17 protein-coding genes are annotated in these 18805 nt (G+C 39.7%); 10 read left to right on the top strand and 7 right to left on the bottom strand.

Going from position 1 to position 18805, the window contains the following annotated elements:
* Positions 1 to 615 carry a deoxynucleoside kinase gene (locus V5N63_RS02520; protein ID WP_088469344.1) on the top strand — a complete coding sequence of 205 codons (615 nt, stop codon included), beginning with the start codon at positions 1 to 3 and terminating at the stop codon, positions 613 to 615.
* Positions 616 to 668: 53 nt separating this feature from the next.
* Positions 669 to 1016 (top strand): ArsC/Spx/MgsR family protein, encoded by a 348-nt coding sequence (locus V5N63_RS02515; protein WP_332032693.1) that lies wholly within the window; start codon positions 669 to 671, stop codon positions 1014 to 1016.
* Between the two features lie 6 nt (positions 1017 to 1022).
* On the opposite strand, the gene V5N63_RS02510 is transcribed toward V5N63_RS02515, so the two are convergent.
* The 3 genes from V5N63_RS02510 to V5N63_RS02500 form a co-directional block, all read right to left on the bottom strand.
* A complete protein-coding gene (locus tag V5N63_RS02510) occupies positions 1023 to 1919 on the bottom strand; it encodes a TIGR01777 family oxidoreductase (RefSeq protein ID WP_332032692.1) in 897 nt (298 codons plus the stop codon).
* A gap of 9 nt (positions 1920 to 1928) precedes the next feature.
* Positions 1929 to 2237, bottom strand: a complete 309-nt coding sequence (locus V5N63_RS02505; RefSeq protein WP_265144280.1) for a DUF493 domain-containing protein — start codon at positions 2235 to 2237, stop codon at positions 1929 to 1931.
* 67 nt (positions 2238 to 2304) lie between these two features.
* A complete protein-coding gene (locus V5N63_RS02500; protein ID WP_332028299.1) occupies positions 2305 to 2988 on the bottom strand; it encodes a DUF4197 family protein in 684 nt (227 codons plus the stop codon).
* Between the two features lie 198 nt (positions 2989 to 3186).
* Between V5N63_RS02500 and V5N63_RS02495 the strand changes: the two genes are divergently transcribed.
* The 8 genes from V5N63_RS02495 (at position 3187) to V5N63_RS02460 (ending at position 15970) form a co-directional block, all read left to right on the top strand.
* The gene (locus V5N63_RS02495; RefSeq protein WP_332032689.1) at positions 3187 to 6000 is read left to right on the top strand and encodes a SusC/RagA family TonB-linked outer membrane protein; all 2814 of its coding nucleotides are present in this window, start codon (positions 3187 to 3189) and stop codon (positions 5998 to 6000) included.
* Between the two features lie 10 nt (positions 6001 to 6010).
* Positions 6011 to 7477, top strand: coding sequence for a RagB/SusD family nutrient uptake outer membrane protein (locus V5N63_RS02490; protein WP_332032687.1), 1467 nt, complete (start codon positions 6011 to 6013; stop codon positions 7475 to 7477).
* A 17-nt stretch (positions 7478 to 7494) separates the two neighbouring features.
* Positions 7495 to 8475: a LamG-like jellyroll fold domain-containing protein gene (locus tag V5N63_RS02485; RefSeq protein ID WP_332032685.1), complete on the top strand. Its 981-nt coding sequence runs from the start codon at positions 7495 to 7497 to the stop codon at positions 8473 to 8475.
* Positions 8476 to 8522: 47 nt separating this feature from the next.
* The gene (locus V5N63_RS02480) at positions 8523 to 9911 is read left to right on the top strand and encodes a glucoamylase family protein (protein WP_332032683.1); all 1389 of its coding nucleotides are present in this window, start codon (positions 8523 to 8525) and stop codon (positions 9909 to 9911) included.
* A 15-nt stretch (positions 9912 to 9926) separates the two neighbouring features.
* The gene (locus V5N63_RS02475) at positions 9927 to 11297 is read left to right on the top strand and encodes a glucoamylase family protein (protein WP_332032681.1); all 1371 of its coding nucleotides are present in this window, start codon (positions 9927 to 9929) and stop codon (positions 11295 to 11297) included.
* The gene (locus V5N63_RS02470) at positions 11297 to 12013 is read left to right on the top strand and encodes a prolyl oligopeptidase family serine peptidase (RefSeq protein WP_332032679.1); all 717 of its coding nucleotides are present in this window, start codon (positions 11297 to 11299) and stop codon (positions 12011 to 12013) included. The genes V5N63_RS02475 and V5N63_RS02470 overlap by 1 nt, the downstream gene beginning before the upstream one ends.
* 6 nt (positions 12014 to 12019) lie before the next feature.
* Complete coding sequence (bglX, locus tag V5N63_RS02465) at positions 12020 to 14347, top strand: beta-glucosidase BglX (protein ID WP_332032677.1); 2328 nt, start codon at positions 12020 to 12022, stop codon at positions 14345 to 14347.
* A 102-nt stretch (positions 14348 to 14449) separates the two neighbouring features.
* A complete protein-coding gene (locus V5N63_RS02460) occupies positions 14450 to 15970 on the top strand; it encodes an FMN-binding glutamate synthase family protein (protein WP_332032675.1) in 1521 nt (506 codons plus the stop codon).
* 48 nt (positions 15971 to 16018) lie between these two features.
* On the opposite strand, the gene V5N63_RS02455 is transcribed toward V5N63_RS02460, so the two are convergent.
* The 4 genes from V5N63_RS02455 to rpsF all read right to left on the bottom strand — a co-directional run bounded on the left by V5N63_RS02455 (position 16019) and on the right by rpsF (position 18744).
* A complete protein-coding gene (locus V5N63_RS02455; protein ID WP_332032673.1) occupies positions 16019 to 17374 on the bottom strand; it encodes a chloride channel protein in 1356 nt (451 codons plus the stop codon).
* A 107-nt stretch (positions 17375 to 17481) separates the two neighbouring features.
* Positions 17482 to 18003, bottom strand: a complete 522-nt coding sequence (gene rplI / locus V5N63_RS02450; protein WP_088469333.1) for a 50S ribosomal protein L9 — start codon at positions 18001 to 18003, stop codon at positions 17482 to 17484.
* Positions 18004 to 18073: 70 nt separating this feature from the next.
* Positions 18074 to 18376: a 30S ribosomal protein S18 gene (gene rpsR, locus V5N63_RS02445; protein WP_031503984.1), complete on the bottom strand. Its 303-nt coding sequence runs from the start codon at positions 18374 to 18376 to the stop codon at positions 18074 to 18076.
* A gap of 26 nt (positions 18377 to 18402) precedes the next feature.
* Complete coding sequence (gene rpsF / locus V5N63_RS02440) at positions 18403 to 18744, bottom strand: 30S ribosomal protein S6 (protein ID WP_088469332.1); 342 nt, start codon at positions 18742 to 18744, stop codon at positions 18403 to 18405.
* Positions 18745 to 18805: the final 61 nt, after the last annotated feature.

Below are 18805 nucleotides of genomic sequence, written 5' to 3'. Positions count from 1 at the left end.
ATGCACATTGCGGTTACAGGAAACATAGGCGCGGGAAAAACAACTTTAACAACCATGCTGTCCAAACATTACGGTTGGGATGCACAGTTCGAAGATGTAGATCATAATCCGTATTTAGAGGATTTTTATGCAGATATGAGCAAGTGGAGTTTTGCCCTGCAGATTTATTTTTTAGGAAGCCGTTTCCGACAGGTGAAAGAAATTCGCGAAAGTGGTAAAAACATTGTTCAGGACCGTACGATTTACGAAGATGCCCATATTTTCGCCGAAAACCTGTATGATATGAATCTTTTGTCGGATCGGGATTTCAATAATTATACGTCAGTATTTAATCTCATGAAAAGTTTCGTTTCGGCACCGGATTTGCTGATTTATCTGAAGTCTGATGTTCCGAATCTGGTAAAGAAAATTTATAAAAGAGGCCGAGATTATGAAGCTACAATTTCTATCGAATACCTTTCTAAGCTTAACCAGAAGTATGAAAAATGGATATCGACCTACAACGAGGGTAAACTTCTCGTGATCGAAGTTGATGATTTAGATTTCGTGGAAAGGCCCGAAGATTTTGGTTATATTCTGGAAAGAATTGAAAACCAGATGCACGGACTTTTCTAAATTCGGGGCATGAGATGAATGTAAAAATATTATAACCTTCAACTCAACCACCAATGATTAAAGTGCTTCACAACAATACGTGTTCTAAATCGAGAGCGATTCTGGAACATTTGGATGAGAATAATGTTCCTTTTGAAATCATTGATTTCATAGAAACGCCATTAACCGAACTTGAACTTAAAACGCTTCTGAAAAAGCTCAATACCGATGTACAAGGACTTATCAGAAAAAACGACATGCTTTATCAGGAACGCTATATGGGGAAAGATTTCAGTGAAGACGAATGGATAAAAATCTTGGTTGAAAATCCTTCCCTAATCCAGAGGCCGATTCTTATTAAAGGTTCTGTAGCAATGGTCGGAAGACCTATCGAAAATGTAAGGTTTTTTATTGAAAAATAATTCAGACTATTTTATTAAATCTTCAAACGCTTGTTCAGGCGTTGAAAACTTAAAATCAAATCCCAGCGATTTGATTTTTTTGTTGGATGCACGGGTGCCTTCCAAAATAATGGAACTCATCTCCCCGAAAGCCATTTTCATAACAAACGAAGGAACATTTACCGGAAGAAAGAGCTTTCCGGAGGTTTTTGCCAGTGCTTTCATGAAATTTTCGTTGGTCGGTATTTGATCAGCAACTGCATTGAATTTTCCCTCGATTTCCGGGTTTTCCAGAACGAAAATGTACATATTTACCAAATCATCTTCGTGAATCCAGTTCATCCATTGATTTCCAGAGCCCACCGCGGAACCGATATTAAAATCTACCGTTTTCTTCAGCATCGGGAAAGCACCGCCATTTTTTGCCAAAACCATTGCGGTGCGTAAACAAACAGTTCTGTGAGAAATATCTGAAAAATTTTCAGCAGCATTTTCCCATTTGTCGCAAAGTTTAGCAAGGAAATCTTGTTTTAAAATTCCGTCACTTTCTTTTAAAATCTCTTCCGAAGTAAAAGTGCCGTAATAGTTAATTCCCGAAGCAGAGATAAATGATTTGATCCGAACGTTCTGGCTTAAACAATAGTCTTTAAGCAGATTCGCAGTTTCAATTCTGCTGGAGAAAAGTTCTTTTTTATACTCAGCAGTCCATTTCTGGCTGATATTTGCACCAGCAAGATGAATGATCGAATCCAGATTTTCAAACGCCTTGTGATCGATGAATTTTTCCTCAGTGTTCCAGTAGAATTCATCAGGATTATTGGTTTTTTTCCTTGTTAATACTCTTGCGTTATGATTGCGCTCCCGTAGTTTTTGAACCAGTTTTCTACCGATTAATCCGGTTCCGCCTGTGATTAAAACATTCATGATATTCAATTAAAGCATCATTACGCCTGAAATTTTACCTACTTCCTTGTAAATGCTGATGACCTGGTCTGCATCCAAAACAAATGCGTTCATTGTTAATGAAGTATATTTTCCGTTTTTGCTGTCTTTGGTTGAAAGGGTGTATTTCACGTTGTCGAAAACCCTGTAAATTTCAGTTTGTTTCGATTCTTCGTTGGTGATTATAAATTTGAAAAGATAATCCTGAGGAAAGTCGTGTGTAGCCTCGAGTTTTTCTTTCAGTGAGGCATAGAAATCCTCTGGGTTCACATTTTCCTGATTGTCAACTATATTAATCATCTCGTTGTAATTTTAAGGTTAAAAAAAATTCCGGACAAACCGGAATTCAAAATTAAGGATTATTCCTTTATTTCGTACCATTCAGTGAGTTCATAATCGTCGTTGCATTTTGTTGCTCGTGGTTTTCGATGATGTTGAACAATCCGTTTACCATCTGCTGCGAGGCAAATCTACTGATTCCTCCGGTGAGTGAATTGGTGGAATTTTGCCCACCAAGAATGTTTCCTAATATATTTGATCCCTGCAATGCTGAATTTAACGAACTCACCAACCCGAATTCATTCAGTTTAGCGTCAACTTTTGGTGCTATGGCGGCCATAAGTTGCTCTGATGTTCTTTCTTTCAGGATTTGAGTTGCGGCGCCACTTCCCCCCTGTACAATTCTGGCCGCATCTTCTGCAGTTAAACTGTTAACCGCATTTACTAAAATCGGTCTCGACACATCTACTGTAAATGCAGCAGCCTGAGCAATATATTGTTTCTCTTTCTGTACAAGGCTGTTCAATCCTAATTTTTGTAAAGTACTATTAAGATCTTTCAATTGTTGAGGCAATGCAGCATCGATGAGTTGGTTAGCCATAAAACTATCTTTATCGCTAAAAATATTGAGCCCTTTTGTAATTCCTCCCAGAAGTATCTGTTTCAGAACAGCCAACCCTACGCTTGAAGTTGCCAGAGCCAAACAAGACTGGGTCGTTGTTCCTAATGTTGCAACTGCCATGGTTGCCACTAATATTGTATTTCTTCTCATGATATTAAAATTAATGATAATGCAATCATTTTCAAATATTAAGCCAAACAAAAATACTAAGTTAGGTTAACGTTAATTAACAATTTTTGAAAAATATTATGAGAAGGATAACAAATTCTAAATATATTTTCTAACTTTGAGATAATAAGCGCGCGAGGTGATCTGCTACACACATTTTTACAAAACAAAACCTACTATATGAAACACAGTAATTTAAAATTTCCTTGTTTAATTGCGGTATTTTACTTCGGAATGAATGTAAATGCACAGGAAATTCCACGGGATACCGTGGTTAAGGAACAAAAGATTGAAGAGGTAGTGATGATTGGGTATGGTACCCGAAAAAAAGCAGACAATACGACTTCCATCAGTTCAATTAATTCAGAAGAGATTACAAAAACTAAGGTTCTGAACGCAACACAGGCAATTCAGGGTAAAGCAGCAGGGGTTACCGTTATCGCTTCTGATTTGCCAGGGTCCACACCTTCCGTAATTATCAGAGGTTTAGGAACAGCACTTAGCGGGAGAAATCCTTTGTATGTTGTTGATGGAATTTTTGCTGATAATATTAATAACATCAATTCCAATGACATTCTCACCTATGATATTTTGAAAGATGCTTCAGCGCTTGCAATTTATGGTAACAGAGCAGCAAATGGAGTTATAATTATTACTACAAAATCAGGCCGTGGCAAAGGAATTACAGTTGAATATGATGGTTTAGCGGGTGTGCGAATGCCATTGAAAAAAGTGAAGATGGCAGGTAGTAATTTATTTTCATATTATACAAACACCGCCTTGCAATCTACAAAATTCTCTCAGGATCAACCGGTTAATACTGATTGGTTTGAGGAAATTACCAGACTCGGTACATATAATCAGCATAATCTTTCCTTATCAGGTTCCTCAGAAAATGCTAAATATTTTTTCAGTTTAGGAAACTATGATGAAAAAGCTATCTTGAATGGCACCGATTTTAATCGCAGTACGATAAGAACAAATAACGAATTCAAAATAACTAAAGGTATTGTAGTTGCCCAAACTCTTTCGGTTACTTTCAATAATATCACGCCCAAACCATTAAGTGCCTTTACAAGTGCTTATAAACAATCTCCGATTGTGCCGGTATATTTCCCTTCCGGACAGTACGGAGTTTCTTATGTTGGGCCAAACGGTTTTGCATCCACGACAGGTTCTTCCTTCAACAATGTGGGTAATCCCGTTGCTCAGCTGGCATTTCATAATGAACGGCAAAAATCTATGCAACTGCAGGGTGGGCTGAAGGTGGATATGAATTTAATTAAAGATCTTAAATTTACCTCACAGTTTTCTGGAGAATACTACAACTTTAAAATGTATAATTATGCTGATCTCTTAAGTATCTGGCTCGCTGCAGATCCTACAAGAGTAGCTTCAAATTATCCGGGAAGCAGCAATATTAATACTCTTACCAATGAGAATAAAGATTATTTTAACTGGTCACTGACAAATTATTTAACGTATTCTAAGAAATTTGGAGATCATGATCTGGAAGCTACTGTCGGAACAGAATCTGCGGTAAAGGATGGTGAAAATTCACTCAGTATGACCAGGAAAAATATGATTCTCAACAGTAATTATTGGGATTTGTCGGGCACCAATTACTTGGATCAATTGGTAACTCTAAACAGTGTTAATGGAAATAAAAACACTACAAATTCTTATTTTGCGCGAGCGCAGTATAAACTGATGAACCGCTATCTTTTGAGTGCGACAGTAAGAAGAGATGGATCTTCGCAGTTTTCTGATGGCAATAAATGGGGAACATTTCCCGCGTTTGGTGTTGGCTGGGTAATTTCTGAGGAGTCTTTCATGAAAGATAGCTCGCTTTTCAACCTCCTGAAATTACGCGGAGGATGGGGAAAATTGGGTAACCAAAACATACCTGCCAATTATCTGCCTTTCGCAAGCGGTAGTGTTTACAATTATGCCTTTAATGGAAATGCAGTATCTAATGGCAGCACCATCGACAAAATATACGATCCGAATCTGTCGTGGGAAATTACAGAAGAATCTAGTGGAGGTATAGATTTCGAGATGGTCAACCGTAAACTGAAGGGTTCATTTGATCTTTATAATCGTGTAACTACCAATATAATTTTAGCGCTTATCCCTGTTTCTACATCAGGTATTTCCCAGAACGGCTTTGCGCATCTGGGTGAGGTAACCAATAAAGGTATTGAAGCTTATTTATCTTGGGATGATATCGTAAATGAAGACTGGAGTTATAGCATAAGCGGTAACTATTCTTACAATAAAAATAACTTAAGTAAACTTGCTGATGAAAATGTAAACGACATTCGTGGCGGAAGTTTAGGGAATGGGCAGTATACGAAGCTGTTAAATGAAATTTCTGTTGGGCAGCCATTAGGAAGCTTTTGGTTATGGGAAGTAAGTGGGATTGATAGCAACGGAAACTTTACCTATACTGATACTAACGGAAACGGCAAAACGGGAGCTAACGATTTGGAAGATCGAAAATTCTTTGGATCATATATTCCTACTTCTACTTACGGAATTAATTTAGGGGTTAAGTTCCGACAGGTTGATCTTTCTGTAAATGGTTACGGAACATTTGGATCTAAGGTTTATAACGGTAAAAAAGCACAGCGTTTTTCCGGCGAAAATATTGAATACAGTATTGCTAATGACTTTTATAGCAGTACCAATACCGGTTCGGTAAATCCGGCGCCTTTTAATGCAGTTCCTATTGCTTCCGACTATTATCTGGAATCAGGTGATTTCTTTAGAATAAATAATATTTCTTTGGGGTATACCTTGTCTAAACCGGTAGATTATCTGTCGTCTTTTAGAGTTTACGTAAGCGCAATTAATCCTTTTATCTTCCAAAAATTTAGTGGCTTCTCTCCCGAGTTAAACTCCAATGGTGATCCGTATGGCCTAACAGGTGTTGAGCTTGACGCATACCCAACACTAAGATCCTTTGTTTTCGGAATTAATTTAAAATTTTAAAATTACAGCAATGAATAAAAAGATAATAATACTCTCATCATTACTACTTGTTTCTCTCTCGACCCAGAGTTGCCGTAATGATTTTTTAGAGGTACAGCCTACTGAAGCGATTTCAACCAATGATTTGTCTTTGCTCAATAATGATGCTGGAGCCAACAGTTTCGTAACCGCAATTTATTCAAAATATCTCGACTGGAATATCAGTTCATTTTCATGGATCGGAGTCACAACAATCGCTTCTGATGAGGCAGATAAAGGATCATCTCCAGGAGATACAGGTGGAGATAAAAATTTATTGGATGCGCTTGATTTTAACTCAACAGGTGGTTCTTTTCAGGATATCTGGCAGGGCCATTATCAGGCAATTAACAGGGCTAACCAAGCTTTATATTATTTACCCCTACTCACTAATGCCAATTCGGATTTAAAGGCCAGGTTAACTGGGGAAGCAAAGTTCCTGAGAGCATTTTCATATTTTATTTTAGTAAGAAGTTTTGGCGGAGTACCTATTGTAGATCATGTTCCAGTAGCAGGTAACGATGCCGATCGAGCCATGTTGCTCACAAGAAAAACTAAAGAAGAAGTCTATAGTTTCATCGAAAGTGATCTTAACGCCGCTATTGCTGCTCTTCCTCAAAAAAATGCTTATGCTGCTGCTGATATAGGTAGAGCTTCTAAAGGAGCTGCGCACGCGCTATTGGCAAAAGTACATTTGTACCAAAAAAACTGGCAAAAAGTGATTGATAACTGTAATTTAGTAACAGGGTATTCATTGACTCCAAACTTTGCAGATATTTACAAAGTTTCGGGTGAAAATAATGCTGAATCTATTTTTGAAATTCAGGGCAAGGGTGGTGCTTCACAGCCTGGAATTCAACAATATTCTCAAACTCAAGGCGCACGGGGTGCCGGCGGCTGGGGATGGGGCTTTGCAACACCCTCTCAAAGCTTGGTGGATGCGTTCAATGATGAAGGGGATACTGAAAGAAGAGATGCAACAATTATTTTCAGAAATTCAACCTTATACGATGGTAGAGTAGTTCCTGCAACAGTAGAAAATCCATACTATAACTACAAAGTTTATTCTTCCAATTTTACCGGAGATGATGATTCCGATGCAAATATCAGATACCTCAGATATGCTGAGGTACTCCTTATGAAAGCAGAAGCAATGAATGAATTGGGACAAACTGCTGCGGCAATTCCGTTTCTAAATGAAGTAAGAAACAGAGCTGGTCTTCCTAACACAACCGCAGTCTCTCAGGCAGATTTACGCATCGCGATCTGGAAAGAAAGAAGACTTGAGTTAGCACTTGAGCATGATAGATGGTTTGATTTGGTAAGAACTGGCCAGGCACAATCGGCAATGGCGGCAAACGGCAAAACATTTGTCGTAGGAAAACACGAAGTATTCCCTATTCCAGCAAGTTTCATCAGCGAGTCTAAAGGATTAAGTTCCCAAAACCCCAATTATTAATACTTAAAAAGAAAAACATGAAAAATATTTTTTTTAATAAACAGATGGGTTGGGCAGTTGCTGCGCTCTTTCTAATAACCAATTGCGACGAGAGCATTGATAGGGATAACCTTCCGATTCCCTATGCATCAATCGGCGGATATGATAACTCTGATGACATTGCCGCCGCCAATCTTGTTACTAAACTGAGCTTTGAAGATAATTTAGCAGATAAAACCAATAATATAACTTCACCTGTTCCTGTGGGGGTTGAATATACCGCCGGTGTAAAAGGTAAAGCCTACAATGGATCAAGTTCTGCAGAAAAATATGCAATTGCAAACGTTTCCAGTGCAATAACAGGGCTCAACGCTTTTACTATTTCATTTTGGATGAACAGTGCCAATACTGTTGCTCCGGACTCGTCACCGGGCCAGGGAAAGGGTGCTCAGGGCATTTTTACCATTGTTCGTCCTACGGAATTTTGGGGAGGAATTAATGTATTTATCGAAAATCCCGATAGCAATTTTCCTAACAGGATCCGACTAAAGCTTGGTGTAGAAAATGGCAGAGCAGGCGTTGTTTGGCGTGGACAAAGTTTAATAATGAATATCGATGATAAAAAAAATACATGGTTTCACGTAACGATGACTTATGATCCGGCTTCCAGTAAGGTGAGTGCATATCTAAACGGAGAACCAGCTACAAACCTTAATGGGTTTGCTTATGCACCTGCAAACGGCGCTACCGGATCGGCAACGTGGTACGCGGATAATCCAGGCGGAGTCGATAATCCTAATAACGCTCCAGGTTACGGGATATTCCAGATGGTAGGAACCAATGGTAAGATGGTCCTGGGTAATCATCAGTTTGAAACAGACCCTCCACAAAATAACGGTTCCGATCAGGATTGGGCAACCAGCTATGCAGGCAAGCTTGATGAATTCAGAATTTATAATATCGCTTTAAAAAGTTCAGACGTTCTGGCTCTTTACAAATTAGAAAAAGATAACAGATAACCTTTACACGGAGCTATCGCAAGGTAGCTCCTTTTTAAAAAATCGCAATGAAAAAATCCATCCAGCTTACTCTTATTGCCTCTGCTTTTTTATTATCTTGCTCCAGAGACTCTTCCCCAACTAGCGGGGGAACGCCTCTGGGTGGCAATGATCCACCAGCACCTACAGCCTACACCGATCCGCAAATTGTAGAAATGGTTCAAAAAGATGCCCTGAAATATTTTTGGGATTTCGCAGAATCCAATTCTAAATTAGCCCGCGAAAGATATCATACCGATAATCCGGGATTAGATGCTACTATTGTATCAACGGGCGGTTCAGGATTTGGACTAATGACGCTTCTTGTGGGTATTAAGAATGGATACGTTCCACGTGCAGAAGCAGTTGCCCGAATTTCCACGGCACTAAATTTTCTTCAAAATGCCGACCGCTTTCATGGCGCCTGGTCTCACTGGATCAGCGGAACTTCAGGGGATGTAATTCCTTTCAGTACGATGGATAATGGGGGAGATTTGGTGGAAACAGCTTTTCTTGTTCAGGGTTTAATTTGTGTGAGAGAATATTTTAAAAACTCCACCGATACAACTGAGATCGGCCTTTCCCAGAAAGCTGATCAACTCTGGAAAGAAGTTGAATGGAACTGGTACACCCAGGGGCAGAATGTGCTTTACTGGCATTGGTCACCCAATTACAATTTTGAGATGAATCATAAACTTCAGGGTTTTGATGAAACTTTAATTACTTATATTTTAGCAGCAGCTTCACCAACTTTCGCCATCCAAAAATCAGTATATCAGCAGGGTTGGGCGAGAAATGGCGGTATAAAAAATTCATCCTCACAGTATGGAATTCCTGTGGTGGTAAATCATAACGGCGCAAACGGAAATGTTGGTCCTATGTTTTGGTCGCACTATTCGTTTTTGGGATTAGATCCGCGAGGTCTTTCAGATGAATATGTAAATTATGGAGATGTTACTGCAAATCATGCTAAAATTATGTACCAGTACAGCATTGCAAATCCAAAAGGCTGGAATGGTTATTCTGCAAAAAACTGGGGATTAACTGCCAGCTACAGCAGAAATTCGGATGGAACTACAGGTTATGCGGCACATCAGCCTAACAACGATTTGGGAGTAATTTCGCCAACAGCAGCAATTTCTAACTTTCCTTACACACCAACGGAAAGTATGAATTATTTAAGGTTTCTTTATAACGAAAATTATTCAAAATTAATTGGTGTTGCGGGACCTTACGATGCATATTCGCTGCACTACAATTGGGTAACTCCGAGATACCTCGCGATTGATCAGGGCCCAATTAATCCGATGATCGAAAACCAAAAATCCGCATTTCTATGGAATCTTTTTATGAATGCACCCGACATCAGATCAGGCTTAATAAAATTAGGATTTCATTCAACACAGCATGGATTTTAAAAACAAAAATTAAAAATGAAGAAGATATTCACACTTTCTGTTTTGGCTTTGACACTTTTAAATTCCTGTACCAATTTACAGAAAGTAGCTGCGGAACCGGAAAGCATGCAGAAATTTACTGATGACCCACTTATGGATCTAGTACAGCAGGATGCCCTTAAATATTTCTGGGATTTTGCGGAGCCTAACTCACTAATGGGTAGAGAACGTTATCACGAAGATTTCTATCCGCAGAATGATGCCAATGTGGTAACAACAGGAGGCTCTGGTTTTGGCTTAATGACGATTCTTGTAGGAATCGAAAGAGGATTCATCCCAAGAATTGAAGCAGTAAAGCGGTTAACTCATATCGCAGATTTTTTAGCGAAAGCCGACAGACATCACGGCGCCTGGCCACACTGGCTTGATGGTGCAACCGGAAAAACAGTTTCTTTCGGGAAAAAAGATAACGGTGGCGACATTGTAGAAACCGCGTTTCTTGTTGAAGGAATTATCGCCGTTCGCGAATATTTCAAAAATGGTAATGCCGAAGAAAAAGAACTGGCGAAAAAAATGGATGAACTTTGGAAAGGAGTAGAATGGAACTGGTACACCAAAGGCGGCGAAAAAGTTTTGTATTGGCATTGGTCGCCCATAAACGGCTGGGAAATGAATCATAAACTTCAGGGTTACGATGAGACTTTAGTCACTTACATCCTCGCAGCTTCCTCACCAACTTATCCCATTGATGCCGAAACTTTCTACAAAGGCTGGACTAGAAACGGAACTTATACTACCACGGTAGAAAAATATGGTTATCCGCTTTACGTAAAACATAACGGAGCCGAAGAATATGGCGGGCCGATGTTTTGGGCGCATTATTCTTACCTCGGCCTCGACCCTACAGGATTATCCGACAGATTGGTGAAGAATTATTTTGATCTGAACCGCAGCCACGCCATGATTCAGTACAGTTACAGTGTCGAAAACCCTAAGCAATGGAAAGGTTATGGCCCAAATTATTGGGGATTCACCGCGAGTTATACCCGAAATCAGGATGGTACAGTGGGTTACGATGCCCATAATCCAAAGAATGATCGCGGTGTTGTTACGCCAACCGCCGCACTCAGCAGTTTTCCGTACACTCCGAAAGAATCAATGAATGTTTTAAGATTTCTTTATACTGAAAAATCTGAGTTTATCGGTTCTGCAGGGCCTTATGATGCTACTTCAATCCACTACGGCAATTGGTTTACGCCGAGATATCTGGCCATCGATCAGGGAACCATTGCACCCATGATCGAAAATTACAGAACCGGATTGCTTTGGAAATTATTCATGAACGCTCCGGAAATTAAAAACGGTCTCAGGAAACTCGATTTCAAATCCACAAAATATAATTTTTAATGAAAATATTAGTAACATGTCTCTTTACGACATCGTGCTTCTTTTCTCTTAATCTTAAAGGTCAGGAAATTAAGGCTGAGATGATTAAAGAAACAAAAAAGATTCAGAAAATCTCCTATATCTTAGATTATCCGAAAGATGCAAAAGGCAAAGTTCCGCTCATGGTTTTTCTTCACGGTTCCGGCGAACGCGGAACTGATCTCGAAAAAGTAAAAGCCAACGGGCCTTTCAACTACAGAAATTTAATCGAAGAACCGGTTGCTATTCTGGCGCCGCAATGTCCCGACGGAGTTTGGTGGGACACGGAAACCCTTTATCATCTTATTAAAGAAATTCAGCAGAAATATAAAATCGATGAATCCAGAATCATGCTTACAGGACTTTCGATGGGAGGTTGGGGTTCATTGAAGCTTGCTATGGAACATCCGGAATTGTTTTCGGCAGTCGCAGCGGTTTGTCCGCCGGTCGACCGGTTGATGAAAGTGCGGGCTACCCAGTACAAAAATTTACCCATGAAAATTTTTCATGGCGCCAATGATGATGTTGTGTCTCCGATGAATGCAATAGAAATCTATCAGGCGATCAAAAAAGTAAATAAAAACATCGAGCTCACCATTTTTCCGGATGATAATCACAACTCGTGGGATTCTGCGTATTCCAATCCAAAATTATATGAATGGATGCTGGCTCAAAAAAATTCAAATAATATAAAGTAGAAGTTTATGAAGAAAATAGTTTTAGTTGCTGCTATGGCACTTTCAACATGCTTTTTAGCCCAGGAAATGGTGACTAAACCGGTACAGTCTTACCAGACGGCGCAGTACAATGCAAAGAAAAAAGCTTTTGTTGATGCCTTGCTCGCGAAAATGACTCTTGACGAAAAAATTGGTCAGCTCAATCTTCCCAGTGCGGGCGATTTCACCACAGGGCAGGCACAGAATTCCGATATCGGAAAGAAGATAGAAAATGGTTTGGTCGGAGGACTTTTCAATATTAAAGGAGCCGAAAAAATAAGAGCCGTACAGAAAGTTGCCGTAGAAAAAAGCCGTCTGAAAATTCCTTTAATTTTCGGGATGGATGTGATTCATGGTTATGAAACCAATTTTCCGATACCCTTAGGCCTGGCTGCATCGTGGGATATGAATTTAATTCAGCAGTCTGCAAGAGTGGCCGCGCGGGAAGCTTCTTCAGACGGAATTTCCTGGACATTCTCACCCATGACAGACATTTCCCGCGAACCAAGATGGGGTAGAATTTCTGAAGGATCTGGTGAAGATCCGTATCTTGGCAGCGAAATTGCAAAACATATGGTGTACGGTTATCAGGGGAAAGATTTATCTCTCAGCAATACCATTATGGCCTGTGTGAAACATTTTGCACTCTACGGTGCCGGTGAAGGCGGAATGGATTATAATACAGTAGATATGAGTCGGGTACGCATGTTTAATGAATATTTTCCACCTTATAAAGCGGCCGTAGATGCCGGTGTAGGAACGGTAATGGCTTCCTTTAATGAAGTTGAAGGAATTCCTGCAACTGGAAACAGATGGCTGCAAACCGAAATATTACGTGAAAAATGGGGCTTCAATGGATTTGTAGTGAGTGATTACACCGGAATTAACGAGATGATTGATCATGGAATGGGCGATCTTCAGCAGGTTTCTGCCCTGTCGCTGAAAGCGGGTATCGATATGGATATGGTGGGCGAAGGTTTTCTGAAAACATTGAAAAAATCTTTAGCAGAAGGAAAAGTAACCCAGGCTGAAATCGATCAGGCCGCCAAAAGAGTTCTGGAGGCAAAATATGATTTAGGACTTTTTGAAGATCCTTACCGATATGGAGACGTAAAACTGGCAGCAAAAGAAGTTAGCAGCCTCGAGAACCGAAATATTGCAAGAAACACCGCAGCCCAGTCTATGGTATTATTGAAAAATGAAAATAATGTTCTGCCTTTGAAAAAATCCGGAACCGTTGCCGTCATCGGTCCGTTAGTGAATAATTCTCTCAATATGGCCGGAACCTGGAGTGTGGGAGCAAAGCATGCCAATGCAATTTCTCTAATGAAAGGTCTGCAGGATAATTTTGGCAAAGAAGTGAAATTCATTTCTGCTAAAGGTGCAAATATTGATTACAGCGAGAAACTTGAAAGTATTTACGCAGCCCACGGAAAACTGACTGACCGAGATAACCGCCCTAAGGAAGTTATTCTGAAAGAAGCATTGGACGTGGCAAACAAAGCCGATGTTATCGTTCTTGCGATTGGCGAATCTGCTGAAATGAGCGGCGAATCATCATCCAGAAGTGAAATCACTATTCCGCAGTCTCAGGTTGATTTACTCAATGAACTCAAAAAAACCGGAAAACCCATCGCAATGGTACTTTTTACCGGAAGACCTTTAGCGTTAACCAATGTGAAAGATTTACCTGAGGCTATCCTTAATGTGTGGTTTGCCGGAACGGAGGCAGGTAATGCAATTTCAGATGTACTGTTTGGGAAAATAAACCCTTCAGGAAAGTTGCCGGTAACGTTCCCAAGAAGTTTAGGTCAGGTTCCTATTTATTACAATCACAAAAATACAGGCAGACCCTTAAGTGCAGAAAAAACTGCTAAATGTGAGTACGACAGGTTCCGCGCCAATTATATGGATGAATGCAACACGCCGCTTTATCCTTTCGGGTTTGGGTTGAGTTATACAAATTTCAGCTATTCGGATATGTCAGTTTCAAATACAAATCCAAAAGGAAACCAGTCTATTCAGGCTTCAGTTACTGTAAAGAATTCCGGAAATTATGATGGGGCAGAAGTGGTACAGCTTTACATCCGTGATATGGTAGGAAGTATCACAAGACCTGTAAAAGAGCTGAAAGGCTTCGAAAAAGTTTTCCTTAAAAAAGGAGAAAGCAAAAAAATAACGTTCACCATTACTCCAGAAGACCTTAAGTTTTATAACAACGCACTGAAGTATGATTGGGAAGAAGGCGAATTTGATGTGATGATAGGCACCAATTCGGCAGATGTTCAGCATACAAAAATTTACTGGAGCAAGTAGCAATTACGCTCTGCTAAAGCCGTTTTCATATAAATGAAAGCGGTTTTTTTTGTCGGTTTATTATTGTTAAATTTGAGGTCAATTTTTATAAAAAAAATTCTAATGAGAGACAAATTCATTAAGTGGGGAATCATCATCCTCATCTTGGTTTGGGTAACTACTTTGCTGATAAAAGCGCACTACTGGATTCCAATTTTATTAACGGCGATTTATGCTTTGGGAATTTATAACAGTTTTCAGACAAAACATGCAATACTCCGTAACTTCCCTGTATTGGGATATTTCAGATATTTCTTTGAAGGAATTTCACCCGAAATGCAACAGTATTTCATCGAACGGGAAACCGATGGAAAACCTTTCCCCAGAAACCAGCGTTCTGCAGCTTACCGCCGTTCAAAAAACATCAGCGACACCGTACCGTTTGGTACCCAGTTAGAGATTAACCAGAGGAAATACGAGGGAATTAAACATTCAATCTACGCCAAATCACCAAAAGAAGAATTGCCAAAAGTTTGGGTAGGCGGTGAGCAGTGTACCCAGAAATATCACGCTTCACTTTTTAATATTTCCGCCATGAGTTTTGGCTCTCTTAGTGACAGAGCGCAGATCTCGCTGAACAGAGGAGCAAAGAAAGGCGGTTTTTACCATAATACAGGCGAGGGTGGAATTTCACCTTATCATCTGGAAGGCGGCGATTTATGCTGGCAGATCGGTACGGGATATTTCGGTTGTCGGGATGAGGAAGGGAAATTTTCCCCTGAAATTTTCACTAAAAATGCGACAATCCCTAATGTGAAAATGATTGAAATCAAGATTTCACAGGGAGCAAAACCAGGCCACGGTGGTGTATTACCAGGCGCTAAAAACACACCCGAGATTGCTGCAATTCGCCATGTACGTCCGGGAATGACGATTATATCTCCACCTTCCCATTCCGCGTTTTCAGATGCGGCCGGACTCCTGAAATTTGTGCAGCAGCTGAGAGACCTTTCGGGCGGGAAACCTGTAGGATTTAAACTTTGTATTGGAGATACCAAAGAGTTTGAAGATATCTGCGTTCAGATGAATGTGCTTAAAATTTATCCGGATTTTATCACTGTTGACGGCGCAGAAGGTGGTACAGGAGCCGCACCTCCGGAATTTTCTGACGGTGTGGGGATGCCGCTGGAACCCGCTTTGATTTTTGTGAACAGAACACTGAAAAATTTCAACCTCCGCGATAAGGTGAGGATAATTGCAAGCGGAAAAGTTCTTACTTCCCTTGATATTTTACGAGCGATCGCAATGGGAGCAGATATGTGCAACAATGCGCGCGGATTTATGTTCGCGCTGGGTTGCATTCAGGCATTACGATGTAATACAAACAACTGCCCTACAGGAGTTGCAACTCAGGACAAAATGCTTATAAAAGGGCTGGATGTTACTGATAAAAGCGAACGAGTTTATCATTTCCACAAAAATACACTTCATACCTGCAACGAGCTGATTGCAGCTGCAGGAAAAGATTCTTATGATGAGGTGGATGCTACAATGTTTATGAGAGGCGATGAGTTCGATCATCTGTCGGATGTTTATTTCCCGGACATTTTGGGAAATGTAAAGCATAAATCTACACCTTATTAATTAAGTGAAAATTAGAAAAATTCCGGTAAATAATTTTACCGGAATTTTTTATGATTTCCGTTCACCGCGAAGTTCCTCGAGATAAGATATTTTTAAAGCGTCATAAAGTGATCTCTTGCTTACCATTAAAGAGATGAGTGAAGAAACCATGCCTGCAAGCATCAGATGGAAGATAAGCGAATGTCTGTCGGTCATTTCGAGGACAATAATTGCCGAGGTAAATGGAGCTCGTGTAATTCCTGTAAGAAATGCCACCATTCCTCCCAAAATTACCACGTTGGTTTCGTTGGGTGTTAAATGAATCCAGCCCGATATTACAGATCCTACACTGGCTCCCGCTGAAAGTGCGGGTGCGAAGATTCCGCCTGCGCCACCAGAAGTGAAAGCCAAAGCCGGCCCAATCATTCTGAAAATGGGCATATACCACGCTTCATGTTTATCATCGGTGAAGAGCGTTCTTTCCATAATTTCTTTTCCTGAACCCAGAATCTCCCTATTTACAAAAAATGCTAAAGAGGCTATAATTAAAGCAGAAATTACAAGAAAGATAATGTTGCTGCGGTCTGTTTTCAATCTTTTCTTCCATGAATTAATGGCGAGCATCAGAACCGAAAGGTGACTGGCTAAAATTCCTGAAATTCCCGCCACCAAAATGACAGGAAACATCACCATAAGACTTACATCGGCAGTTTTAGGATACCCCAGATAAAGATAAGAACCTGCCAGTGTTTGCGCTGTTAATCCTGCAATAATTACCGCCGTAAAAAGTGCAGTTTTGAAATAGTTGATATGGGTTTTAGAAAGTTCTTCCACAGCGAATACAATTCCTCCCAGAGGTGTATTAAATGCCGCCGAGAGTCCTGCCGCCGCACCCGTCATAATCATATTTTTTTTGGATATTTTTGGCCACCATTCTGGCAAATATTCATTGACTTTCCGGAATACAGAACCGGCAATTTGAATCGTGGGACCTTCACGACCCACTGCGCCGCCACCGATCACCAACGCCACACTCGATAAAATTTTGAATAAAATAATTTTCAGGCTTAAAAGATGACGGATTTTGGTATGTTCTTTTGGGTTAGCGAGTTCTACAGCAGCCATAACCTGCGGAATTCCGCTACCTTTCGAATATGGCGCAAATTCTTTTACAAGCCACCAGGACAACACGAAACCAATAGGAGCGATAATGAAAATCATCCACGCATTCCAATCGATAATAAAATTCATCAGTTTTTCTCCCCAGGTGAAAAGTTTCGCGTACATTACTGCTAAGACTCCGGTAATCAGTGATCCGATCCAAAACGGAACCGCCTGAAGCAGATTATGTTTCAGTTTTTCATTTTGGAGGTTATCAAAAGATTTTTTAATACTGCGTCGCAGATAAACAAAGATTGGGTGCATTAAACAAATTTATCATTTTATATTCAATATGAAAATGACTCAATAGAATTAAAAAAAAGAATCCGGTAAAATAAATTACCGGATTCTTAAAAATATGTTTAGAAATCTTATGCCTCTTCAGCAGGAGTTTCTTCAACTTTCTTTGGAGCTGGGGCTGCTTTTGGGGCTGCCGGTGCTGGTGGAGCGTCAGATACGATATCGAATTCGTAAGTGTGCTCTACATTTCTGTGTAAACGGATTTGAGCAGCAAATTTACCTGTTCTCTTAATGGTGTTTCCAGGGATTTTGATGTATTTTTTGTCTACTTCAACACCTGCTTTAGCCAATTCTTCAGAAAGGTTTGCGTTGTTGATAGATCCGAAAAGTTTATCACCTGCACCTACTTTTGTAGCAATGGTGATGTTTGTTTTCTTCAACTGCTCAACGATAGCGTTTGCGTTTGCGATCAATTTAGCTTCTTCTTCTTTTCTGGCTTCCAAAGTTGCCTCTAGATTAGCTTTGTTTTTTGGAGTAGCCAAAAGAGCTAAACCTTGTGGTAACAAGTAGTTTCTTGCATACCCTGGTTTTACGTTTACCGTATCAAACTCTAATCCTAAGTTTTCTACATCTTTTTTTAGAATAATTTCCATTGTTGTTGTCCTTTTTTATTTAGAAGTTAGGCGTTTTTGTAAAACAACCAACAACTATTTTGTTTTATAATTATTTTAATAAATCCGCTACGTAAGGCATCAAAGCAAGGTGTCTTGCTCTTTTGATTGCAGCAGAAACTTTTCTTTGGTATTTCAAAGAAGTTCCAGTATATCTTCTTGGTAAAATTTTACCTTGCTCGTTTACGAACTGAAGAAGGAATTTTTCATCTTTATAATCAACATGCTTGATTCCGTATTTTTTGAATCTACAGTATTTTTTTTCAGATTTTGTGTTAATATCTAGTGGAGTAAGAAATTTTACTTCAGATTCACCTCCAGCAGAGGCTTGTTTAGCCATATCATCTATTGCCATTGTTGTAAATTTTTAGAGGGTTAAAATTAAGCTTTTGCAGTTTTTAGTTTGTTTCTTCTAGTTACTGCGTAGTCTACAGCGTGCTTGTCTAATTTAGTAGTCAAGAATCTGATAACTCTTTCATCACGTTTGAAAGCAAGTTCTAAATCTGCAACTACACTTCCTTCGCCTTTAAATTCGATTAAAGTGTAAAAACCATTCTTTTTCAATTGGATTGGATAAGCCAATTTCTTAAGTCCCCAATTTTCTTTGGCAACGATTTCGCAATTGTGTGAAGTCAAAAGATCTTCGAATTTTTTTACTGCTTCCTCCACCTGTGCGTCAGATAGAACGGGAGTTAAAATGAAAACAGTTTCGTAATTGTTCATAATGTTAAATAAATTTGTTAATTATTTCGAGGTGCAAAAGTAATAATTATTTCCTAAAGTA

It is taken from the genome of Kaistella sp., from assembly GCF_032060305.1.
GTDB lineage: Bacteria > Bacteroidota > Bacteroidia > Flavobacteriales > Weeksellaceae > Kaistella > Kaistella yananensis.
This window is presented reverse-complemented; position numbering and strand designations above follow the sequence as displayed.